At 50.9% G+C, this 23,092-nt stretch carries 18 protein-coding genes; 9 read left to right on the top strand and 9 right to left on the bottom strand.

The genetic code is table 11. The features are described from left to right. Positions 1-277: 277 nt before the first annotated feature. Both H6G89_RS13260 and H6G89_RS13255 read right to left on the bottom strand, forming a co-directional pair. Positions 278-727: a P-loop NTPase fold protein gene (locus H6G89_RS13260; protein ID WP_190506939.1), complete on the bottom strand. Its 450-nt coding sequence runs from the start codon at positions 725-727 to the stop codon at positions 278-280. Between the two features lie 217 nt (positions 728-944). After that, on the bottom strand, positions 945-2,036 hold the full coding sequence (locus H6G89_RS13255) for a PIN/TRAM domain-containing protein (RefSeq protein WP_190506931.1): 1,092 nt from the start codon (positions 2,034-2,036) through the stop codon (positions 945-947). Positions 2,037-2,281: 245 nt separating this feature from the next. On the opposite strand from H6G89_RS13255, the gene hemW reads away from it, so the two are divergent. Beyond that, positions 2,282-3,463, top strand: a complete 1,182-nt coding sequence (gene hemW / locus H6G89_RS13250; protein ID WP_242059934.1) for a radical SAM family heme chaperone HemW — start codon at positions 2,282-2,284, stop codon at positions 3,461-3,463. 35 nt (positions 3,464-3,498) lie between these two features. Here hemW and H6G89_RS13245 read toward each other — a convergent pair whose 3' ends face one another. Further along, positions 3,499-4,113, bottom strand: a complete 615-nt coding sequence (locus H6G89_RS13245) for a DedA family protein (RefSeq protein WP_190506927.1) — start codon at positions 4,111-4,113, stop codon at positions 3,499-3,501. 86 nt (positions 4,114-4,199) lie between these two features. After that, positions 4,200-5,474: an adenosylhomocysteinase gene (gene ahcY / locus H6G89_RS13240; protein WP_190506925.1), complete on the bottom strand. Its 1,275-nt coding sequence runs from the start codon at positions 5,472-5,474 to the stop codon at positions 4,200-4,202. Positions 5,475-5,876: 402 nt separating this feature from the next. Between ahcY and H6G89_RS13235 the strand changes: the two genes are divergently transcribed. The 4 genes from H6G89_RS13235 to H6G89_RS13220 all read left to right on the top strand — a co-directional run bounded on the left by H6G89_RS13235 (position 5,877) and on the right by H6G89_RS13220 (position 8,652). Further along, positions 5,877-6,053 (top strand): hypothetical protein, encoded by a 177-nt coding sequence (locus tag H6G89_RS13235; protein ID WP_190506922.1) that lies wholly within the window; start codon positions 5,877-5,879, stop codon positions 6,051-6,053. A gap of 585 nt (positions 6,054-6,638) precedes the next feature. After that, positions 6,639-7,151, top strand: a complete 513-nt coding sequence (locus tag H6G89_RS13230; protein ID WP_190506920.1) for an inorganic diphosphatase — start codon at positions 6,639-6,641, stop codon at positions 7,149-7,151. A 42-nt stretch (positions 7,152-7,193) separates the two neighbouring features. Next, a complete protein-coding gene (locus H6G89_RS13225) occupies positions 7,194-7,343 on the top strand; it encodes a hypothetical protein (RefSeq protein ID WP_190506918.1) in 150 nt (49 codons plus the stop codon). Positions 7,344-7,734: 391 nt separating this feature from the next. Then, entirely contained in the window at positions 7,735-8,652 is a 918-nt protein-coding gene (locus H6G89_RS13220) for an MBL fold metallo-hydrolase (RefSeq protein WP_190506916.1), read from the top strand. A 395-nt stretch (positions 8,653-9,047) separates the two neighbouring features. Here the strand turns inward: H6G89_RS13220 and H6G89_RS13215 are convergent, their stop codons facing one another. Together H6G89_RS13215 and glnT are read right to left on the bottom strand one after the other, a co-directional pair. Beyond that, positions 9,048-9,404 carry a hypothetical protein gene (locus tag H6G89_RS13215; protein WP_190506914.1) on the bottom strand — a complete coding sequence of 119 codons (357 nt, stop codon included), beginning with the start codon at positions 9,402-9,404 and terminating at the stop codon, positions 9,048-9,050. Positions 9,405-9,554: 150 nt separating this feature from the next. Beyond that, the gene (gene glnT, locus H6G89_RS13210; protein WP_242059933.1) at positions 9,555-10,895 is read right to left on the bottom strand and encodes a type III glutamate--ammonia ligase; all 1,341 of its coding nucleotides are present in this window, start codon (positions 10,893-10,895) and stop codon (positions 9,555-9,557) included. A 291-nt stretch (positions 10,896-11,186) separates the two neighbouring features. Here glnT and prmA point away from each other — a divergent pair, with 291 nt between their 5' ends. Next, positions 11,187-12,080: a 50S ribosomal protein L11 methyltransferase gene (gene prmA, locus H6G89_RS13205; protein WP_190506912.1), complete on the top strand. Its 894-nt coding sequence runs from the start codon at positions 11,187-11,189 to the stop codon at positions 12,078-12,080. Positions 12,081-12,091: 11 nt separating this feature from the next. Here prmA and H6G89_RS13200 read toward each other — a convergent pair whose 3' ends face one another. Further along, positions 12,092-12,658 (bottom strand): hypothetical protein, encoded by a 567-nt coding sequence (locus tag H6G89_RS13200; RefSeq protein ID WP_190506910.1) that lies wholly within the window; start codon positions 12,656-12,658, stop codon positions 12,092-12,094. A gap of 122 nt (positions 12,659-12,780) precedes the next feature. Continuing rightward, positions 12,781-16,287, bottom strand: a complete 3,507-nt coding sequence (gene mfd, locus H6G89_RS13195) for a transcription-repair coupling factor (protein ID WP_190506907.1) — start codon at positions 16,285-16,287, stop codon at positions 12,781-12,783. A 387-nt stretch (positions 16,288-16,674) separates the two neighbouring features. On the opposite strand from mfd, the gene H6G89_RS13190 reads away from it, so the two are divergent. After that, entirely contained in the window at positions 16,675-16,971 is a 297-nt protein-coding gene (locus H6G89_RS13190) for a hypothetical protein (RefSeq protein WP_190506905.1), read from the top strand. Here H6G89_RS13190 and H6G89_RS13185 read toward each other — a convergent pair. Beyond that, positions 16,968-18,266: a calcium-binding protein gene (locus H6G89_RS13185; RefSeq protein ID WP_190506903.1), complete on the bottom strand. Its 1,299-nt coding sequence runs from the start codon at positions 18,264-18,266 to the stop codon at positions 16,968-16,970. The two genes, H6G89_RS13190 and H6G89_RS13185, sit on opposite strands and share 4 nt — an antisense overlap. Positions 18,267-18,503: 237 nt before the next feature. Here H6G89_RS13185 and H6G89_RS13180 point away from each other — a divergent pair, with 237 nt between their 5' ends. Both H6G89_RS13180 and H6G89_RS13175 read left to right on the top strand, forming a co-directional pair. After that, on the top strand, positions 18,504-20,723 hold the full coding sequence (locus H6G89_RS13180; RefSeq protein ID WP_190506901.1) for a SulP family inorganic anion transporter: 2,220 nt from the start codon (positions 18,504-18,506) through the stop codon (positions 20,721-20,723). Positions 20,724-20,823: 100 nt separating this feature from the next. Next, positions 20,824-23,079, top strand: a complete 2,256-nt coding sequence (locus H6G89_RS13175) for a SulP family inorganic anion transporter (protein WP_190506900.1) — start codon at positions 20,824-20,826, stop codon at positions 23,077-23,079. The last annotated feature ends 13 nt before the right edge of the window (positions 23,080-23,092 follow it).

Here is a 23,092-nt window from a genome sequence, read left to right as displayed (position 1 = left end):
ATTTGCCCCCCAACCCCCCAAACTTGGGGGACTTCCGATCCGCCTCCTATAGCTCAAAGCCCCCCAGAATGGGGGATTTAGGGGGCTGAGAGACTTGTAGCTACACAGTGAACTCATCTGAAAACTCACACATTTTGCCCCAAAGGAAAGAGCTTGCCCAGCAAACTTCTTGACGATGGCGATTTGCTCAGTCGTTGCCGCTCCTTTGCCATCTACAGCCTGAGTTTGTAGCTGATGCAGTGTATCAAAATACTGCTGATGCCGCTCTGTGAAGGGATCAGGCTTGGGAGTAAGGTTGAGTACATCTCGCTTGAGCAACACAGGCGGAGGAAACTGCTCCAGCAATAGCCCATGTAGCTTCTTCATTAACTCGGTAGTGTTTCAGATCTGTTGCTACTAACCCCCGGCTGTCGCCGTCCCCCTTACCAAGGGGGACTACAGGGGGTCTTACAGAGGTTATCAACAGGTTTGGAACACCACCCATTAACTCAATCGGGCTATCGATTCCTTCTGTTTCGCCAAACTTGACAGGCTTTTGGTCAATTGCTGGAATTGCCGCCTCTGGGTGTTCGGCAATCAATTTGTTGAGTAGAGTCGATTTGCCTACACCACCCGTTCCCCAGACGTGAAACACGACGGGAGATTGAGCGGGGTCTTGGAGGGCAGAGGCGATCGCACTCAGAAACGCTTCAGCGGCAGGGCGAGAGATGTAGGGAGCAGAAAGCATTGAGGAGAACTCAAAGTATTCTTTCCCAAGATCTTAAAGGCTAAAAGAGAAAAAAACTGAGATCCCCGGTTGCTGATTCGCTTCCTCAGAGAACTTTGCTCTCTCTCGACAGCAGCCGGGGAGGTGAGGGGTAAAAAGCTAACTCCCCGGCTGCTTGTATGGCTTTTCAGAAAACTTTGTTCTCTTCAAAGCAGCCGGGGAGCTGGCTGGTCTAACCTTATTCCGAAGCGTTCGCCACCGCCGAGGTTTGCGGTCGCGCAAAGATCATTCGTCCCGCTGACGTTTGCAGTGCGCCTGTCACCGTCACGCACAACTCATCCCCGATGTAATTGCCTCCTTCCTCAACGACAACCATCGTGCCATCGTTGAGATAGCCCACACCCTGATCGGGTTCCTTACCCTGTTTCAGGATCTTCAGGTCAATGTTGTCTCCCGGCAAATAGTTCGGACGGATCGCCTGCGCCAGATCATTGATATTGAGCACAGAAACGTTCTGCAAGCTGGCAACTTTGTTGAGGTTGTAGTCATTCGTCAACAGCGCACCGTTGATCTCCTGGGCTAGCCGTACCAACTTCGCATCCACCGTCGCCACATCATCATAGTCAGCCGGGTGAATCATCACCCGCTCTGGATAAGCCTGACGAATCCGATTCAAAATGTCTAACCCGCGTCGTCCCCGGACTCGCTTTTGGTCACTGGAGGCATCGGCAACTCGTTGCAACTCCTGCAAGACGAACTGCGGAACTAGCAGTTGACCCTCTAAAAATCCGGTGCTCAAAATATCCTCGATGCGTCCGTCAATAATACAACTGGTATCGAGAATCTTGGAAGTTGCTGGTTTCAGCGTTCCTTCACTAACCAGGAGGGTTTCAATGCTGTTGGGATTGATCAACCGCAACAGGGTACGACCGTGAGCATCTGCTAGACTCATCCCGGAGAAGGCGAACAAAATACTGCCCAAGACGGCAGTTAAGGGTTTGATGAAGGCGAACTCAGAGGGGATCGGCAACAAAAACAAAGGTGCTAGCATCAAGTTAGCCACCAATAAGCCAATCACCAACCCTACCGAGCGACTCAGCAGAACATCAACAGGCATCTCCTGAATCTGACGTTCGAGGCGACGGTAGCCTGTTTGTGCCACTAGCCCAAGGGCAATTCCAATAATTGCGCCAAAGCCACCCGTCACAAAGCTCAACCCTTCCAGGCTTGTAACCTGGCTCAAGGCATCACCGGGCAACAGATCAACACTATAAAAGCCTACCCCTGCCCCTGCTATTATGAATGAAATGATTATGATTGCATCAAGCATGGTTGTAATCCAAATTTGGATTTAAGGTGCAGTTATGAATGGCGGCTCTCTACATTACCCGTGAAGATGACTGCAAAGTGCCCTCACTCAACTTAGGCATCAGCCGAGCAAGTTCTAGGCTAGTGGTTGAAGGCTCTGGTGAACAGAGTGCTAGATAGAACAAAACTCAGCCCCGTAATAATGGCTTTATTATATCGCTCTGTCTAGAATGCTTAAGCAATCTATTGTTTCGTGAAATCTCACCATTGACAGCTCCTACAGCCGCATATATTCATATCCCGTTTTGTCGGCGTCGATGTTTTTACTGCGATTTTCCGGTGTCAATTGTCGGCGATCGCACCAGAGGCGAGACATCAGGGGCGATCGCCCAGTATGTCGAGGTTCTTTGTCAGGAGATTCTGACCACTCCTCAACAGGGAGAAATCCTGCAAACGATCTTCCTCGGCGGCGGCACACCTTCTCTGCTATCTATCGAACAACTAGAACAGATTCTTAAAACCCTCGATCGCCACTTCGGCATTGCTTTAGATGCGGAAATCTCAATTGAGATGGACCCTGGCACCTTTGACCTGGCTCACCTCAAGGGCTATCACGCGGCTGGGATCAATCGAGTTAGCCTGGGGGTGCAATCCTTCCAAACTGAACAATTAAAAGCTTGTGGGCGCACCCATACTGTCGAGGATGTATACGAGGCGATCGCCCTGATTCACCAGGTCGGAGTCTCTAACTTCAGTCTCGACTTGATCTCTGGGTTGCCCCACCAAACGCTCGAAACCTGGTGCGAGTCTGTAGAGGCGGCGATCGCGATCGCCCCGACACACCTTTCCGTGTATGACCTGATCGTAGAACCCATGACTGCCTTCGGTCGCTGGTATCAACCGGGGGAGTCACCCCTACCCACCGATATTGCCACCGCTGAGATGTATCGTCTGGCACGACAGAAACTCACCCAGGCGGGATACGAACACTACGAAATCTCCAATTATGCCAAGTCGGGCTATCAATGCCGACATAATCGCGTCTACTGGGAAAACCGTCCCTACTATGGTTTTGGGATGGGTGCAGCCAGCTACGTTTTGGGTCAACGTTTCACTCGACCCCGCAAACGCCAGGAATACTTTCAATGGGTGCAAACGTTGGTAGAGGATCACGGTAAAATCGACTGCCCCATCACGCCACCAGATGAAGTCTTGCTCGATACCCTAATGGTGGGATTACGTCTCGCTGAAGGGATTAGCCTTGATGCGTTAAAGCCGTTTGGTACGGATCAGGTAGAATCAGTCCTCCAGCGATTGCGCCCCTATCAACATCAAGGGTGGATTGAAATTACCTCAGAATCCACTTCCGCTCCTCGAATTCGCCTCACCGATCCCGAAGGCTTTCTCTTTTCTAATGTCGTTCTAACTCGGCTATTTGAAGATATTTGAAGACGCTTAGGATTGTGGACTATAGCCGATCGCCACTAAGCCGATCGCCGTTGTCGTCGCACAATCCAAAAGACGAACGCCAGCACAATGCCCAGCAAGACTACCTTAGACACAACACCTAAGTACTCTTCAACCAGGTTATAGTTCTCTCCTAACAAATATCCGGCGAAGGTGAGCAATCCAACCCAGGCAGTTGTTCCCAATGTTGAGTAAATCAAAAACGGGGCGATCGCCATCCCACTAAAACCCGCAGGCAAGGAAATCAGCGTCCGCACTCCCGGCACCAAACGGCAGAAAAAAACGGCTTTTGTGCCGTGTCTGTAAAACCAATGCTTGGAGTTATCAATATCTTTTCCGGTGATGCTGACCCACTTGCCATATCGGTCTGCCAAATTTCGCAGACGATCTTCACCCACAAACTTACCCACGTAATACCATGGCAGTGCGCCCAGCATTGTACCAATCACACCAGCGGCGATCGCCGGAACAAGCTCCATGTCTCCCCGTGCCACCGTAAACCCAGCCAATGGCATGATCAACTCAGAGGGGATCGGCGGAAATAGATTTTCCAGGAACATGAGTAGACCAATTCCCACGTATCCTAACGACTCCATGGTTTCGGTAATCCAGTTGGTAATCCACTCCGCCATCTAGCTTATTCCTTTGATTTGGGTTGTCTAGAACGAAGGATAAAGGTTTTAGCTTTATCCTTCATTCTTTATTCTTTCCTTGACACTTAAGTTCCGGATGTCCAGGAATTCATGTATTCAACCTGCTCTGTTGTCAGGCTATCGATCGCAATACCCATCGCTTGCAGTTTCAGACGAGCGATTTCCTGATCGACTTCCGTGGGGATAGAGTGCAAGCCAGGTTCTAACTTGCCTTTGTTTTTGACCAGATATTCACACGCGAGAGCCTGGTTAGCAAAGCTCATATCCATCACAGCACTGGGGTGACCTTCAGCCGCTGCCAGGTTGACCAGACGACCTTCACCCAACACTACAACTGATTTGCCGTTGTTGAGGCGATATTCTTCGGTGAAGTTGCGAACTTGCTTCACCTCAGTTGCCATGCCTTTCAAAGCTTTGAGGTCAATCTCAATATCAAAGTGACCGGAGTTACAAACGATCGCCCCATCCTTCATCACTTCAAAGTGCTCACCGCGAATGACATGCTTGTTTCCAGTTACGGTGATGAAGATGTCACCTTGAGGAGCCGCAATCCCCATTGGCAGTACGCGGAAACCATCCATGACCGCTTCGATCGCCCGGATTGGGTCGATTTCAGTGACGATCACATTTGCACCCATGCCACGCGCCCGCAGTGCAGTTCCCTTACCACACCAGCCATAGCCAGCGACGATTACAGTTTTACCAGCCAACAAAATGTTAGTGGCACGGATGATGCCATCCAGGGTGGATTGACCTGTACCGTAGCGGTTATCAAAGAAGTGCTTCGTGTCAGCATCGTTGACGTTCATCGCGGGGAAGGTCAATACCCCGTCCTTTAACATGGCTTGCAGACGAACAATTCCTGTCGTGGTTTCTTCAGTCGTGCCGATGAGATCAGCAATTTGGTGCTGACGTTCTTGAATCAGGGTTGCCACCACATCACTTCCATCATCAATGATCAAATTAGGGCGGTGGTCTAGCGCAGTTTGCACGTGGCGATGATATGTATCGTTATCTTCGCCCTTAATAGCAAACACTGGAATGCCGTAGTCTGAAACCAGGCTGGCAGCAACGTCATCTTGAGTTGACAGAGGGTTGCTGGCAATCAACAACGCATCTGCACCAGCATTTTTGAGCGCGATCGCCAGGTGAGCTGTCTCAGTGGTGACGTGACAGCAAGCAACCAGACGAATCCCAGCCAGAGGCTTTTCTTTGGCAAACCGCTCTTGAATTTGACGCAAAACAGGCATTTCCCGCCCTGCCCACTCGATTCGCTGCTTTCCTACAGCGGCGAGCGAAAGGTCTTTGACTTCATGCTTGATTTGGGTTGTGGTGGTCATGGAATCCTTTACGTTAAGAAAATTGAGATTTTTTGCACGTCTACTAGCCTACCCAGCTTACAGCAGTTTTTATAATCGTTACAATATGTATAATTCCAAACCTCTTGCACAGAGAGCCATTCAGCTGATTTTTCAGCAGAATTTACTAGAGCCAATTATAAAGTTCTTGACAAGGTGACAAAGATATCTCAGTAGCATCCTATTCTCCTGCTTGTATCCATTCCTGCAACACTACGGATGATGATTACAAGTGCCCTGGATACAGTGGAAAGATTACGAACAACCATCCTATTAGCCAATTTTTCTTCCAAAATTAAATTGCTAGAATAGGATTGTGCAATCAACTCACTGCCGATGCTTTAGTCAGGGATGACTGAGGCAGGCTCATACAAAATCTAATTTATGGAATCTGGTAGTCGAACTGAAAACCCTCCGGGTCGAACGTATTCGCGATTTGCTGACGTTATTGGTACATTCATTGCGCTGCTAACCCTGATTATGCCAATCGTGGCGATCGCTCACTTCTCCTCTGTAGACTCGTCAGTTCTCTTGTCTCCACCCGGCAATCTCGACAAATAGCCCTACGGCTTTTGGCTCTTGTAGATTCTGTAGGCTGGGTTAGGCTGTGCTCACCCAAGCTGCTAGATTCTCCTGTCCTTAACTCTCTTTTGTCACTCCTTCCGCCAACACACCTCGTCCAGACTTCGCTTCCTAACTCCTGCTCGGCAATGGCTTAGCACGATTCATCGTAAATCAGGGTAGGAATTTGGGCGCAGGGTGGAACCTCTGGCTAGGGGCTGTGACCCTACACCTCTGGTTTTATTTCCAGACCCGATCTGTGAATAGTAGTACTTAGCATATAGAGTGGCGAAGCCGCTCCTGAAGCAACGGTTAGCGGCATCGTCATCGGTACATTCCCGATGGGAAGCCAGGAGTAGGAAACTGGACACCATCCTTATTTCAGGTGATTCAAGCGGGTTCAAGACTGAACCCGCCTCTCGCTTTTGATTGGAGGCAGAGTTTCATCATGCCTTTTTCAGGTGTAGCCTGGAAACAAGATAGACCGAAAACGAGGTGTAACCCTAACGCCGTAAAATGCTATTCGGGAGTGATGGTGAATAGCCCATTCTCATACAATCGCCTCTTTAGCTTGGAGACACAGTTGTGGATTTATCTCGCATTCCCCCTCAGCCCAAAGCGGGTTTACTAAACGTTCTGATCGAAATTCCGGGTGGCAGCAAGAACAAATACGAATTTGACAAAGACCTGGAAGCCTTTGCACTCGATCGCGTCCTCTATGCGTCGGTGCAATATCCCTATGACTATGGATTTGTTCCCAATACCCTGGCAGATGATGGCGATCCCCTGGATGGGATGGTCATTATGGATCAACCCACCTTCCCAGGATGCGTAATTGCGGCACGTCCCATTGGCATGTTGGAAATGGTGGATGGGGGCGATCGCGACGAAAAAATCCTGTGCGTTCCCGACAAAGATCCCCGTTATACCCACGTCAAATCCTTAAAAGACATCGCTCCTCATCGGCTCGACGAAATTGCAGAGTTCTTCAGAACTTACAAAAACCTGGAGAAAAAAGTCACCGAAATTTTGGGCTGGAAAGATGTAGATCAGGTAATGCCTCTGGTTGAAGCCTGCATTGCAGCAGCAAAGAAGTAGAATGATAGCTTAGGGGATTCTTCGCCTCAGCTGGTTACTTCGTTGAAGCAATTTGTTACTCCCAAAAGCTGGCATCTACAACAAATTAGGGCTTACGCGGGGTCGGCAAACATCAACGAGTTTTGGTTTCAGCAACCGACGACTCCTGATCCACAACCGACCTGTTCTCATGGTGATGAGTCATCAGCGTAAGTCCTCTTTAAGTTAAGCGTTTTTTCTGATGTGTCTGTAGTCACTTGCCTGTTACGACTAGTGGGGGGTTAACCTAACATTGAGTCAATTTAGGCTATCTACGATCAGGTATCGGACAAAATTCATCTCTCAGCAGAAAGATTCATCAATCTGCTTCCCGATGCTAAAAGTTACATCAGTATATACCTGGTATAGGCACAAAAAGTTGAGTGATTCCATTCAACAATCTGGGAGCGATGGTGTGAGTGGTTAAACCCCTACTAATTCAAACCCCCTAGCATGATATGAAGCAGGAATTTATCCTGTGATCTGGGTCTGAGGAAGAAGGGTCGTCCTTCTTGATTTTTTTCGGTACTATGAACTGCTAAGCAAGGGTTAGTTAAACTTAGACATGCCAAGCCTGAACCCTACTGGTACGAGCAACCTATCTGTTGACCCTAACATTCAAACTGAGGCGGATGTTAGCCAGTTTGTGGTGGAGTTCTGGGGTGTGCGGGGCAGCATTCCTACTCCTGGAAAGGAAACCGTACGATATGGTGGTAACACAGCCTGCGTCGAAATCAAGGTAGGCGGCAAGCGATTAATTTTTGATGGCGGGACTGGCTTAAGAGCATTAGGCAAACACCTGTTGTCTCAGATGCCCGTCGAAGCCCATCTCTTCTTTACTCACACCCATTGGGATCGGATTCAAGGATTTCCGTTTTTCATTCCGGCTTTCGTACCAGACAACCATTTTCATATCTACGGGGCAACTGGCTTAAACGGGGCATCAATCAAACAGCGGCTCACCGACCAAATGCTGCGTCCCCATTTCCCAGTGCCGTTACAGATGATGCAGTCTAATCTGACGTTTCACAATATCGCACCCGGAGAGGTGATTACGCTAGACGATGTTGTGATTGAAACGATCTCGCTGAATCGCCCCAACAGTGCGCTGGGTTATCGGGTGACCTGGAATGGGCATTCGGTAGTATATGCCACTGACACTGAACATTCCCCTGAGCGAATTGAGCAAAGCCTGCGTTATCTTGCCTATCAGGCTGATGTCCTGATTTTTGATGCAGTTTACGCTGACCACACCTATTTCGCCCCAGAAGCGGCCAATGGAGTCTGGCAACCTGAAGCTTGGTTAGCCAGCATTGAAGTGGCGATCGCGGCTAGTGTAAAACAGATCATCATTTTTCACCACGACCCAGCACACGAAGATGACTTGCTGGATAAAGTCGAGGCAGAAGTACAATCTCGCTTCTCCAATGTGAAACTGGCACGAGAAGGGATGGTACTTCAGGTCTATAAAGAGTCTAATTAACGTCAGTTCGGTTTACGAGCCTGGCGAATGAATTCGCGGCTACTCAAGCGAAGTCCGCCAATGCGGACTACGGAAAATCCAGGTTTGACGAACCGATGCAGGTCGGTTTTGCTCTTATAGCGGCGGTTAAAACCGCCGAAATCCTTATCCCGAATTCACGTTAATTAGAATCTATCCGAAAACCCACCGAAAATCCGTTGTCTAGCGTGGGCAATGCCCACCTTAGGAGATTTCCAGGAAACAAAATACCTGTAAGGGCGTTGCGCGCAACGCCCCTACCAGAAACCGACTGGTAAATTCTTTCTCAGAAATCTCCTTGCCTGATGTCCTTGCAAATTACGGAAAAGCAAAGAGCCCTTACAAGACTTGGTTGCGATCGCACTTTGATCTTGATGCTAAAAGCTTTTGAAGATGCTTGCGAAGAGTTCCATACAGGCAACGAGGAGGGGGAAAGCAATGCCTAGAATGCCGAGCAGGCTGATGATCTCTCCCACCAGAGTCCTAAACGCCTTTACGAGCCGCGTGCCATAACGGTTAGAGACAGCAATAAACCCTGACCCAAAGCCAATTAGAAACGCACCTAAAATCCCCAATGGGAAGGTGGCATAGAACCAGGATTGTAGCTTGCTATTCGGCTCTACCAGACCCAGAACGGGCAGAAACACAAAGGCAACCATTTCTAGTGCCATCCAGATCCCCAGGCTGGTTAAGAAATCTTTGCGGGCGAGTTTGTGGGTGAAGAAGGCAGTCATAGGAGGGGGAATAGGAGTAGGGGAAACAACAAGGGGACATTCAAGATATTAAGGCTGAAGGATAAAGGATAAAGGCTGAAGGATAAAGGATAAGTCTAGAAGATGCGAGCTTTTCTTGCTTATCCTTCATCCTTGATCCTTAATCGTTTCCTAACAGTTGATATATTGCTCGATTTCCCAGGGGGTAATTTTAGAGTTGTAGGTATCCCATTCCTGATATTTGAAATCCAGGAAGGTTTTAGCTCCGGGTCCCAGGGTTTCTACCAGCAGGCTATCCTGCTGAAACGCAGTTAACGCCTCTAACAAACTGCTGGGCAAGGTTTTCAAATCGGGAAACTCTGAACCTCGAACAAACATATTTTCATCGAGTCGCTGTCCGGCTTTCAAGTGATTGCGGAGTCCATCGAGTCCAGCCGCGAGAACTCCTGCCTGCGCCAGATAGAGGTTAGTCGCACCATCCAGCAACCGAAACTCAAACCGTCCCCCTTCGGGAATGCGGATCATGTGAGTGCGGTTGTTGCCGCCATAGGAGACGTAACGGGGTGCCCAACAACTGCCAGAAACGCTAGTACTGGCAGATAGACGTTTGTAGGAGGTAATTGTGGGGTTGCAGATGGCAGATAAACCGCAGGCATGGGCTAACACCCCACCCAGAAATTCGTAGGCGATCGCCGATAGTCCCATTTCATCGCTGGCATCCGCGAAAGCATTGCTGCCATTGTTCCACAGGCTCATGTGGATGTGTGCCCCGTTTCCGGTGAGGTGGCTAAACGGTTTGGGCATGAAGGTAGCCGTAAGCCCTCGCTGTTCTGCCAGGGTTTTCACCATGTACTTAAAGAAAACGTGGCGATCGGCAGTGACAATCGCATCGTTATAAGTCCAGTTGATTTCAAACTGACCATTGGCATCCTCGTGGTCACACTGGTAAGGCTCCCAGCCCAACTGCTCCATGTAGCGCACGAGCGTTGAGATGAAGTCGAACTGTCGCATTAAGTTTAACTGGTCATAGCAAGGACGAGCAGCCGTATCGAGGGGATCAGCGACTTCATATCCGTTACCTGTCTTTTTTAGCAAAGAAAATTCAGCCTCTACGCCCGTTTTGTAGGAATAGCCCAAGCTTTCACACTGTTTCAAAACTTGCTTAAAGATGACTCTAGGACTAGCCGCAAATGGCTCTCCATCCAGGTAAGCATCACTGGCGAGCCAACCAACATTGGGCTGCCAGGGCAACACAATTAAGGAGTTTGGGTCAGGGATGGCGGCAATGTCGTGAGCATCGGGACCTAAGCCCAAGTTTGAGGCGAATGGGGCAAAAAAGGCTCCATCGGACTCAACCGCTGCAATTTTAGCGGCAGGCACTAGTTTCGCACGGGTTCCACCCAGGAGGTCTGTGTAGGAAACAAGGAAAAATTCAAGATTTAGCTCATCGGCTAATTCAACGAGTGATCGATCTTTGGGCAACGCTGAAACCATGTCAAGACCTCCGGACATACGCCTCCAGTAAATCAAGCTTGTCAGGCTAATTTTGTATTTTTGAATACAGGTGATAGGGGATGAGAAATGACCTCCGGTTTACCTCTTCTTTTCCCTGATCAGAGATTAATTACCTGTATAAATGAATAGGGTTAGTTTCACATACGACCAACGGAGCCTTGCGCTTTGTTATTTATTTTTTATGGTTTAGATTGTCCTGCAAGATTCCTATTTTTTTCTAAGTAAAGGGATGGGAAGGGCACTCCTGACCCATACTGGAAAAAGGGTATAGCATTTGAGGCAGCAAGATTGGCAAGTAGCTGGTGGGAAATTCAAGTTCTTTGTGATCCGGCTCTGGAAGATCTCGTCTTCTGGAGACTGGAGGACTTTGGTTGTCGCGGTGCTTCCAGTGAAATAAAAGGTTATGCCTGCATTGTGCGGGGGTACTTATCCCAAATTCAAGTTCAGTTGCTTGATTTGGCAGCGTTGGCGTTGTTACTCAAACAGGATGCTTTGTGCGTTGGAATGCCAGTGCCAGCGGTACAGTGGCATTTAATTGACGAGGAAGATTGGGCAAGTAGTTGGAAGGATTATTGGCATCCTCAGGAAGTGGGCGATCGCCTGCTGATTAACCCTGCCTGGTTGCCAACCCCGGAAAACAGCGATCGCCTGGTGTTACGGCTCGATCCGGGTGTCGCCTTTGGGACAGGCAATCATGCTACGACACAACTCTGTCTGGAGGCGTTGGAGATGCGCCTGGGTGATGATGGCACCTCAGAGGCGATCGTTGCAGATATTGGTTGCGGCTCCGGGATTTTGTCGATTGGAGCAATTCTCCTTGGCGCGAGACAAGCCTTTGCAGTAGATACAGACCCTCTAGCGGTGCAAGCAACAGCCAACAGTCGCGAACTGAATCAGATTGACCCGCAACGATTGATTGCGGCAGAGGGCAGCATTGAGAAGATTATAGAAATGGTCAGTGCGCCTGTGGATGGGATTCTCTGTAATATTCTGGCAGAGGTGATTGTTGAATTGATCCCAGCCATGAGTGCGATCGCCAAACCCACAACCTGGGGCATTCTCAGCGGCATTTTGTTAGACCAGGTGAAACCGGTAGCCGACACGCTAGAAGAAAACGGTTGGATTGTGGCGACTCTATGGCGTAAACAGGACTGGTGTTGTCTTAACATTCGACGGTCTTAACCCCTTTTGATTTATCTCAGATACATTACAAATAAGCCGATGAGGTAGAACAGGTTCACTCCAACCATTAGTGTTTTACTGATGGGCGATCGCACCCAGCGAAACAGATAAATCGTGGAAGCGAGAACTAGCAGCATCTCAACGACTGCAACGATGTTGCCGTAGTGATCCGGGTCCCAGTAGGAGATTGGGCTGATAAAGCGGTAGTTGCTGAAGGGAAAGAAATGGCGATGAGCGTCATCGTTGTGAACAGGCAAATCGAGCAGATCGTGGAGCACCATGCTGAGACAAACGAGACGACCCGTTTGCCAGTTGCGCCAAGCCGCAATGCCCACTCCCATCAACGCCAGGGGAATCGAGTGCAGGGTGGCGATCGCATTTTGCCAAAACGGTTGATAATAGCCCTCCGTCCAAATCTCGGCGCGAGGCATCTTCTCGATCCAGACTGCCCAAATGAAGAAGATGAAAATGGGGATGTCGGGCAGGATGCCACCCAACGCGATCGCCAGGTTGAACTGTGGCTTGGCTGGGCGACCTAAAGCGGCCAGATTGAGAATAGCGTGGCTGGGGGTGTTCAAGGGGGGAGTAGGGAGTAGGGAGTAAAGAGTAAGGGAGTAGAGGAGTGGGAGAGTATGGCAGGAGAGACACGATTAATCGCGTCTTTACGGTTCACCTATCACCCCATTACCTTGACGATTGACTAAACTAACGCTGGCTCTGGAATGACGCCTTTCATGCGGGTCAGATAGTCGATCAGGCTATCCAACTGCTGTTCGGCTTTGAGCACGCCCAATCCCCGCACCGTGACTTTACCGGGGCTGTAGACAAAGCGCGATCGCAAGTATTCTGGCAGGTTCTCTTTGAGCAAGTTCCAGGCGGGTTCTTCCATCGGAGTTTCGAGGACAACGTGTTGTTTGTTCTCCGGTTTGATGCGGCTAAAGCCGAGAGGTTTAGCGACCTGTTTGAGTTCCACAATACGCAGTAGTTGTTGGGCTGCCACGGGAATCGTGCCGTAGCGATCGCTCCAATCTGCCGCGATTTGAGCCAATTCTTGCTTGGTCTGAGCCGAGGCAACCGCACGATAGGCACTCATCTTTTGATCCAGATCGGGGATGTAATCGGCGGGAATGAACGCCGTGAGGCTGAGGTCAATTTGGGTGTCGTCCACCTGCGGAATCTCTTGACCACGAATCTCTTTGATCGCGTCCTCCAGCATCTCCATGTAGAGGTCAAAGCCGATCGCATCCATCTGTCCCGACTGTTCAGCCCCCAGCAAGTTACCCACACCGCGAATCTCCATGTCGCGCACTGCCAACTGGTAGCCAGACCCCAGTTGGGTGAACTCTTGAATCGCCCGGAGTCGTTGCCGCGCGGCTTCTGACAACTGGCTTTGACGAGGATAGAACAACCAGGCATGGGCTTGAATTCCGGCGCGACCCACCCGACCGCGCAACTGATACAACTGCGACAGACCAAACTTCTGGGCGTCTTCGATCAAGATGGTGTTGACACGGGGAATGTCTAACCCCGATTCGATAATCGTTGTACAGACGAGAATTTCTGCTTCGCCGTTGCTGAAGGTGAGCATGGTGGCTTCGAGTTCGCCTTCGGGCATCTGACCGTGAGCGATCGCCAACCGCGCACTGGGGATCATCTCCCGCAACATCCCTGCTGTCTCTTCAATACCCTCGACACGGGGCACAACATAAAATACCTGACCACCGCGATCGAGTTCCTGTCGAATGGCCGTGCGGATCATCTCCGGGTCGAAGGGAGCCAGGTGAGTTTTAATCGGGCGACGCGAGGGGGGCGGTGTGGTGATCAGGCTCATCTCTCGCACCCCAGACAACGCCATGTAGAGCGTCCGGGGAATCGGCGTAGCACTGAGAGTCAACACGTCCACCTGCGTTTTCAGGGTTTTAATCTTCTCTTTCTGGTTGACCCCAAAGCGTTGCTCTTCATCCACGACGAGCAAGCCCAAGTCCTTGAAGCTGACCCCTTTGCCCAGGAGTTGGTGGGTTCCCACGACGACATCTAACTCCCCGGTAGAGAGCCGTTGTTGAATATCTCGACGTTCTTCAGCCGTGCGGAAGCGGTTTAGCAATCCCACCTGAATCGGATAGGGGGCAAACCGTTCCTTGAGGGTGTGGTAGTGTTGCTGCGTCAGAATCGTAGTTGGCGCGAGTAACGCAACTTGCTTTCCAGCCGTGACGGCTTTGAAGATGGCTCGAATCGCCACCTCCGTTTTACCGAAACCGACATCGCCGCAGACCAACCGATCCATCGGGCGATCGCTCTCCATATCGCGCTTGACATCCTGCACTGCCTTCAACTGATCGGTGGTCGGTTGATAGGGGAAGGAGTCTTCCAATTCCTCTTGCCACGGCATATCGACGGGATAAGCAAACCCTTGCTGCTGCGATCGCTGGGCATACAGTTGCAGCAGATCAAAGGCAACTTTCTTGACGGCTTTGCGAACTTTGCTCTTGGTCTTCTCCCAGGCTTTGCTCGACATTTTGTTGAGTTCGGGTGCGGTGTCGCCTGCCCCCCGAAACCGAGATAGGGAGCTGAGTTGATCCGCTGCGACTCGCAACAAACCATCGGCGTATTGCAACACGAGATATTCGCGCGTCTCATTGTTGATGGTCAAACTCTCTAACTTGAGAAACCGCCCAATCCCATGATTTTTGTGAACTACAAAATCGCCCGGTTGCAGCTTATTCGGGTCAACTTGCTTAGAGGCAGCCCGACGACGCTTGCGAACGTAATTCGGAGTGGCGAGGGAATGTTGCCCAAAAAACTCGCGATCGGTAACGACCACCAACCGAAACGTTGGCAGAACGAAACCCTCTAACTCGGCTAACCCGGAGTATTTGACCGCAACGGGAATACGCTGGGACTGGAGTTTTTCGATCGCCGGATAGTCGCGAGGATTCGGCACAAACTGGGCGGAGCAGTCATGCTCCTGTAACAACGCCACCGACCGCGAGGGTTGAGCCGACACCAGCCATACCGAAAAGCCGCGATCGCGCTCAGCCCGAATGGTTTCGGCTAACTTGCCAAACTGATGGGGTGTAGCAGGCACCGGACGACTGGAGAGATTCAACCCTTCCCGTTCTTCCGCCAGTTCAGACAGATAGATCCGTTCAAAGCTCTCGATTTCAGTGAGGGAGTCGTCAAAGCGGCGATGCGTCTGAGGAAACGAGGTTGCTAATCCGGTGGAGACATCCCGCCAGTGGTCTTCGACATGCTCAAACCAGCGATCGCTATGGGCACGGCACTGCTCCTCCTCATCGATCGCCACCACCGTATTGGGGGGCAAATAATCCAACAGCGAGGCGGGTTGCTGAAAGGCAAGTCCTAAAAAGCGGCGCATTCCCTCTGGCATCTGTCCGGCTTCGAGCCGCTCCAGTTCTTCAGGCGAGAGGTAAGGGCGCAGGGCATCCAGACGAGCCGTCTCGGTATCTCCTAACCCCTGCAAAATCATCGGGGCAAAGTTAGTCGTCGTTAACACCAGTCGCTGAACGCTATCGAGCGATCGCTGCGTAGCGGGATCAAACTCGCGCAGGTGCTCCAGATCATCCCCAAACAACTCCAGACGAATGGGCAACTCAGACGCAACCGGAAACACATCAATAATGTCCCCCCGACGGCTCCACTGCCCCTCCGTTTCCACCAACGACACCCGCTCATATCCCAGATTTGCCAGCTGACGGCTAAACTCCTCCAGATTTAGCTCCATGCCCCGTTGCAGCGTCAGGCAATAGGGGCGAAATGCCTCCGGGGGTGGCAGATGCGGCTGGAGGGCACGTTCTGTCGCGATGATCGCCAACCCAGGAGAAGTACCAGCGACAGGCTTTACGGGTTCCCCAATTTGCAAATCAGCAAGCACCTGCAACTGTCCCCAGGTCATCTCCGATTCGGGGTCAAACGGCTCATAGGGGGAGGATTCAGAGGTCGGATAAAAGTGAACCGTTTGCCAACCCATCGCCTCGATTTGGGCTGCCCAGCGTCCTGCTTCTTCAAGTGTGGCGGTGATCACCAACAAATTACGCTGTTCGGTTTGCGCCAGCGTGGAGGCGACGAGTCCCTTGGGGATGCGAGCGATGCCATTGAGCTTGAGAAACTGCTGCTGATGGAGCTTGGTCAGCAGTTCAGTGGTCAGGGGCGATCGCCCTAAGGCACGGGTTATCGAAGAAAAAGCCATACGTTTCAGGGCACCACAAAGAGACGAGGATGGAGCAAACGAGCCGTTTACCTATCTTTACTATTCTAAAGACCTGCAAGGGAGTGGGAAATGGGACGTGGGGAATGGGACGTGTTTTAACCCCTTTTATAGCGATCGCCAAAACCATTAGGACATTGAAGTTGAGTCCTGCCGAGAGAGACGCGATGAATCGCGTTTGTCCTGTTGAGTGCCTTGTCTTAACTGAGGTGGCTACGGCTATAGCCATGTATTGCAGCAAAAGCTCCCCGATCCCTCTCTGTTTCAACTGTCTCAGCAATTGCCAGGATTTCTATTAATCTTTTGTAAAGCAGCTTTAATATTTTTCACACCTGCTATTCTAAAGATTAGTGGCTTGAAAACCTGGCTGTGAGTATTTTTCAGACCGATTTGCAACAAGTTACGGTATTGGGCGACACACCTACTGTTTCTCATAAATGTCCCTCAGCGGATGGATGGACATCCTTTGAGCAGATGTTGCAGCGGTTGCACAACGAAGGCATTTACATTCACGCGGATCAGCTAGCCGAGTTTTTGCTATTCCATGGGCTGCCTGTCCATCTGCGGTATGTCCCTGTGCATCTGCGGCAAAAAGCAGAGCGGATCAATCAAAACTATCGGGGCGATATGGCGCAATTGGTTGAGGAGCAGGACAATCCCTACTAGCTTGAAAATCGGACAAAGTCGTTGACCGTGATCTGGTTAGCCTGTACGCCACGCAGAATAGCGACGAGGTCACCACTCAGAGTGACAAAGGTTTGTGAGCCTCGCTGAAGAATTGTGATATCTGACCAATCCACCGTCCGCGAGATACCCAGGCGATCGCGCCGATCTTCAAAATCCAGAATCAAGTTTCTACCTGATCCTGGCTCTAACACAAACGCATCGCGTCCTCTGCCACCTGTGAGTTTGTTGTTGCCTGTGCCGCCATCCAGGCGATCGGCTCCGTCACCACCCTCCAGGCGATCGCTCCCCGCTTTGCCCACCAAAATATCGTGTCCCCCTAACCCCAATAATTTGTCGTTACCGCTGCCACCTTCTAAGCGATCGTTGCCACGAGTGCCAATGCGCAGTTTGGGGCGATTATCCTCTGGTGGGGGAATCGGGTTGCCACTGGTGGGAGTGCCTGTAAAGGCAAAAAAGTCGCGATTTGTCAGTTGCAACCCAGACGAGAGAAAGGCGAGTTGTACTTGGGGAGCCGAACCTGTGCCATCGATATCAAACCAGAGTGCTCCGGTGATGGGGTCATATAGAAAGCGATCGCTGCTGTCGAGGGCTACTCCTCCAAGGCGAAACTGCTCAACGGTGAGTGTGGCATTGGGAGTCAACCCAGCGTTGGCAAACGCCGAACCTGTCCCCGTGAAGTCGAGCGCAATGCCGATCGTGTCGTCAGTCACGTTGAAGTCGATAATCTGATCAACTCCATCGATCGCCGGGTCGAGGAAATCAAAGCGATCGCTGCCAATCCCTCCTTCTAACACATCGCTGCCCCCAGCACCCACCAGTACGTCATCGCCATTCATGCCATACAGGGCATTGCTGCTGCGATTACCCAAAATGCGGTTATTCAGGTTATTGCCCATGCCGACAACAGCCGCACTGTTTTCAACCAGCACTAGACCTTCCAAATAGCTACCCAGTTGCCAGCTATACGCGGACGACAGCACGGTATCTTGTCCTGTGCCTGCTTCAGTCACCGTGTCACGGCTATCGACACTGTACACATCATCCCCATTGCCGCCTGTGAGACGGTCGATGCCAGCACCGCCCACGAGGGTATCGTTACCCTCTCCGCCAATCAGCAGGTCATCGTCAGCATCGCCAAATATCGTGTCATTCCCTGCACCGCCATCCAGCACATCATTTCCGGCTTGACCTAAGATCGTGTTATTTTCGCTGCCACCTGTGAAAATGTCATCTAGTGGCGAACCCGGAAAGGTGGTTAAGGGAAGGGTGGTCATGGTCGTTTCAGGTCACGAGGAAGGATGGTTCTGATTTAACCCGTGCAACTCGGAAGTGACTTCACCTGATTGGGGAGAGGAGGATTGAGTACACCTAAAGCCATTTCTGTCATTTTGAGCAACGCGAGGAGTTGCAAGAGATGCTTTATTGCATTCAGCACAACATCAGCTGCGTCAGCCCTGATTGATATCAGTTCTGATCAAGATTAGATAAGGAAACGCATAGGGGGCGATCGCATGATTCAGCAGAAGATATGGCATCAGCTAACGACGATGAATGCCCGTCGGCTACTGCTTAATATCATTGCTGGAGTGGTGAGTTGTATCGTAGGATCGCTGTTCTCGATTTCACTCGTTGCACTGATCTTTTCGGGAGAGCTATCGCAATACGTCTCGATTGGCGTTGGCATTGTCCTGTTCAGTGCGATCGCTCTACGGACTACAGTGGCTCTCACCAGTTCACTGCCAATCGTAATTGCAGATGTTGATTCATTACCAGCGGCGATCGTGGCCTTGAGTGCGACATCAATTCACCAAAGCATGGTTGGAGCTAGCTCAGAGGCTATTCTAATCACCATTTTGTTCACGATCGCCCTCGCGACTCTCCTATCTGGGGGGATTTTATTAGTTTTAGGATCGCTCAAAGTGGGTGAACTCGTCCGTTTTATCCCTTATCCCGTGATTGGAGGGTTTATTGCGGGCACGGGGTGGCTGTTGGCTCAAGGGTCGATTCAAGTCATGACCGATGTCGCTCTGGACTTGGCAAACCTGCCTACATTGTTGCAACCCGATCGCCTGTTGTACTGGTTACCAGGGGTTGGGTTTGCGATCGCCCTATTACTGATCTCACGGCGAAGCGATCGCCCCTGGGTGATGCCTGCTGGGATCTTTGGTGCAGTTGGCTTGTTTTACTTGGCTCTATGGATCACTCAAATGTCGATCCCAGAAGCAAGAGTGGCGGGTTGGCTGTTGGGCGATTTTTCCCAAGAGAATTTGTGGCAACCGCTTCATTTAACCCAGTTGAGCCAGGTTAACTGGGCTGTTTTAACAGCCCAGGCGGGCAACATCCTCACAATTGCATTGATCAGCCCCATTTTGATCTTGTTGACAGCCAGCAGTTTGGAGTTGGTGACTGAAAGCGATATTAACCTGAACCGGGAATTACAGGCGGCTGGACTCGCTAACCTGGTTGCTGGCATTGGAGGAGGTTTGGTTGGCTATCAAATGCTTGTAGACTCCATGCTGGCCTATCGCATGGGGGCAAAAGATCGATGGGTTGGTTTGATCTCGGCTGGATTATGCACGTTTGTGCTGCTGGCTGGGGGGGCATTAATTTCTTATTTTCCCAAAATTGTTTTGGGGGGCTTGTTGCTGTTTCTAGGGTTGTCGTTATTAGTGGAGTGGCTCTACGATGCGGCGGCTAAGATGCCCCGATCAGATTATGCAGTGGTACTGCTGATTCTGGCAGTGATTGGATTTTTAGGGTTTCTACCCGGAGTTGGGGTGGGGCTCATGACCGCGATCGCCCTATTTATCGTCAACTACAGCCGCACCAGCGTTACCCGCCATGTCTTATCTGGAGCGACCTATCGCAGTCATGTCAATCGCCCCCGTCATCAAGAACAACTCCTCAACCAACGTGGAGAACAAACTCTCGTTTTGGAGTTACAGGGATTTATCTTTTTTGGGACAGCAAACCATTTGTTAAACCAAATTCGCCAACGGTTCAACGACATTAATCTGGAGCCCCTCCGCTTTGTGGTGCTTGACTTTCGCTTAGTCAGCGGACTCGATTCTTCAGCCGTGATCAGTTTTGTCAAACTCAAACAACTAGCGCACAAATGGTCGTTGCGTTTGGTGTTTACCTGTTTGCACCCCAGCATTAAAAATATGCTGCACCAGGGGGAGTGTCTAGAAGAGAATGACCCAATCTGCCTGGTGTTTGCCGATCTCGATCGGGGCATGGAGTGGTGCGAAGGGCAGATTTTAGAAGCGGTGACCTGGCGGCGCGGACGGTTTATGCCCCTGACACTGCAACTGCAACGGGTGTTTTCAGACCCTGACCAGGTGGCACCGTTTACAAAATACCTGGAGCGATCGCAACTTGCTACCGGAGATTGGCTATTTCACCAAGGGCAACAGCCTGAAGCCCTCTATTTTATTGAATCAGGGCAGATTACTACCCTGCTAGAACGGGCTAACCAGACTACTGTCAGACTACAAACGCTGGGAGTCGGTACAACCGTTGGCGAAATTGCCTTCCATACTCAAAGTCCTTATCAAACTTCGGCGATCGCGGATCAACCCACCATCCTCTACAGCCTCTCGGTCGATCGCTTGCAGCAGATGCAGCAAAACGAACCTGAAGTTGCCACTGTGTTTCAAGAATTTATGATTGCTCTGTTGGCAACCCGTTTGAACCAGGCGTATCAGGAGATTGAGAATTTATTGTCGTAGCAGCAACCATAACAAAACCTTAACCTCCTTCCTCTGTAAACTTCTGTATATTGAAGGACTGCCAAGTTATATTTGCGACCCGTAATTCTCATTCATTCACATGCAGCCGCAATCATCCGTTGATTCGCCCCAGTCTCAGTCTGAGCAACAACCCAGCAAAATAACATGGTTTAGTCAGTGGTTCCCTGGCTTTAGTGCCGGGTTAATGTCAGGGGTCATCTCGGTGCTAAAAGCCATCTCGCTAGCCGCACTGGTCTTTTCAGGGGGGTTGTCTAATCAAATTTCGCTAGGGGTTGGCATTGTGTTGATGAGCAACGTCCTCATCCGCCTGGTGGTTTCCCTGACAAGTTCTTATCCGGGGGTCATCTCCAATCCTCAACCGGAACAGATCGCCATCCTGGCACTGATTGCTACATCGATCGAGAGCCGCATGGCAGGCACCGCCACTACTGAAGAGATTGTGGTCACTGTTGTTGGGGCGATCGCCCTTACCTCAATGCTTACAGGGGCGTTTTCGTTAGTGTTGGGTTGGCTCAAAGTGGGAGAGTTAATTCGCTTTATTCCCTATCCCGTGGTGGGCGGTTTTCTGGCAGGCACGGGATGGCTGCTGCTCAAAGGGGCATTTCATATGCTGGCGGATGTCTCCCTGACCTGGACGCAGTTGCCCGACCTGTTTACCCTCGATGTCTTGCCGCATTGGCTATCTGGGTTGGGGTTTGCGATCGCCCTGTTGCTGATCTCGCGCCGCTTTACACAGTTTTGGGTGATGCCTGCTCTGTGTCTGGGGGCGATCGCTCTGTTTTATGGCATTTTGACCGCGACCCAAACCTCGATCGCCACTGCCAGTGCTAATGGTTGGTTTCTGGCTGACCTGGGGAGTAGCAGCGGCGGAATGTGGCAACCGATTACCCTCACGGCTCTGCCGCAGATGAATGGAGGGGTGATCCTTGATCAACTGGGCAGTATGGCCGTGGTCGTGGTGCTCACCAGTCTATCGTTGCTGTTGAGTGCGAGTGCATTGGAACTGGCAACCGACCAGGATATCGACCTGAACCGCGAACTCAAATCTTTGGGGATTGCTAATTTAGTGTCAGGGTTGAGCGGTGGTATGCCTGGAACCCATTCCCTCAGCAGTTCGGTGCTGGCATATAAGATGGGCGGCAGAAATCGCCTCACGGGCATCAGTGCAGCGGCTATTTTTATCGTTGCCCTGGTGCTGGGTCCCTTTTTTGTGGCGTATTTGCCCAAGCCCATCATTGGTGGATTGTTGCTGTTTTTAGGGCTGTCACTGTTGCTGGAATGGCTCTTTGATGCCTGGTTTACCCTACCCAGGGCTGACTATGGGGTAGTCGTTCTGATTTTGGTATTCATTGGGGTTGTGGGTTTTTTAGAAGGAGTTGGCGTAGGCTTGATTGCCACCATTATTTTGTTCGTGCTCAACTACAGCCAGACCCGCATTGCCAAACACGTGTTGTCAGGCTCCAGCTACACCAGCCATGTCTCGCGACCACAACACCAGGAAACCCTGATTCGGGAAAAGGGCGACCAGGTCTACATCTTAGAGCTACAGGGATTTATCTTTTTTGGCACTGCCAATCGTCTGCTCAACCAGATTCGTCAACGGCTCACTGACCCTGATCTGGAACCCCTGCACTTTGTCATCCTCGACTTTCGGCTGGTCAGTGGGCTTGACTCTTCAGCCGTGTTGAGTTTCGTCAAACTCAAACAACTGGGACGCAAACAAGGGCTGCGTCTGGTCTTTACCCATCTGCACCGCCGCACTGAAAAGATGCTAAGACAGGGGGGATGTCTGGAGGAAGATGACCCGATCTGTCAGGTGTTTGCCGATCTCGATCGGGGTATGGAGTGGTGTGAAGCCCAGATTTTGGAGTCTGTTACCTGGCGACGGGGACGGTTTATGCCGTTGACATTGCAACTGCAACGGGTGTTTTCAGACCCCGACCAGGTGGCACCGTTTACGAAATACCTGGAGCGATCGCAACTTGCTGCCGGAGACTGGCTGTTTCGGCAACATACCAAAGCCGATTCACTGTACTTTGTGGAATCTGGGCAGGTCAGCACCCTGCTTGAACTCGATCGCAAGCAAACCGTCCGAGTACAAACTCTGGGAGCAGGCACCATTGTGGGTGAGATTGCTTTCTACACTCGCACAGAACACGAAACCTCTGCGATCGCCGATCAATCTACGATTCTCTATCGTCTCTCGGCTGAAAACCTGCAACAGATGCAACAGGATGATCCTCAAGCGGCAGCGGCGTTTCAGGAATTCATGATTTCCCTGCTGGCTAACCGTTTAGCGCAATCTCAAAAAGAGATCAAAAATTTACTCTTGTGATGAAGTAAACAAG

Source organism: Oscillatoria sp. FACHB-1407, assembly GCF_014697545.1.
Taxonomy (GTDB): Bacteria; Cyanobacteriota; Cyanobacteriia; order Elainellales; family Elainellaceae; genus FACHB-1407.
This window is presented reverse-complemented; position numbering and strand designations above follow the sequence as displayed.

What these genes read in the sequence shown, in the direction of transcription:
- H6G89_RS13260 (WP_190506939.1), bottom strand. Translation starts at nt 727, where the DNA reads ATGCTTTCTGCTCCCTACATCTCTCGCCCTGCCGCTGAAGCGTTTCTG.
- H6G89_RS13255 (WP_190506931.1), bottom strand. Translation starts at nt 2,036, where the DNA reads ATGCTTGATGCAATCATAATCATTTCATTCATAATAGCAGGGGCAGGG.
- H6G89_RS13245 (WP_190506927.1), bottom strand. Translation starts at nt 4,113, where the DNA reads ATGGCGGAGTGGATTACCAACTGGATTACCGAAACCATGGAGTCGTTA.
- ahcY (WP_190506925.1), bottom strand. Translation starts at nt 5,474, where the DNA reads ATGACCACCACAACCCAAATCAAGCATGAAGTCAAAGACCTTTCGCTC.
- H6G89_RS13235 (WP_190506922.1), top strand. Translation starts at nt 5,877, where the DNA reads ATGGAATCTGGTAGTCGAACTGAAAACCCTCCGGGTCGAACGTATTCG.
- H6G89_RS13220 (WP_190506916.1), top strand. Translation starts at nt 7,735, where the DNA reads ATGCCAAGCCTGAACCCTACTGGTACGAGCAACCTATCTGTTGACCCT.
- H6G89_RS13215 (WP_190506914.1), bottom strand. Translation starts at nt 9,404, where the DNA reads ATGACTGCCTTCTTCACCCACAAACTCGCCCGCAAAGATTTCTTAACC.
- glnT (WP_242059933.1), bottom strand. Translation starts at nt 10,895, where the DNA reads ATGTCCGGAGGTCTTGACATGGTTTCAGCGTTGCCCAAAGATCGATCA.
- mfd (WP_190506907.1), bottom strand. Translation starts at nt 16,287, where the DNA reads ATGGCTTTTTCTTCGATAACCCGTGCCTTAGGGCGATCGCCCCTGACC.
- H6G89_RS13185 (WP_190506903.1), bottom strand. Translation starts at nt 18,266, where the DNA reads ATGACCACCCTTCCCTTAACCACCTTTCCGGGTTCGCCACTAGATGAC.
- H6G89_RS13180 (WP_190506901.1), top strand. Translation starts at nt 18,504, where the DNA reads ATGATTCAGCAGAAGATATGGCATCAGCTAACGACGATGAATGCCCGT.
- H6G89_RS13175 (WP_190506900.1), top strand. Translation starts at nt 20,824, where the DNA reads ATGCAGCCGCAATCATCCGTTGATTCGCCCCAGTCTCAGTCTGAGCAA.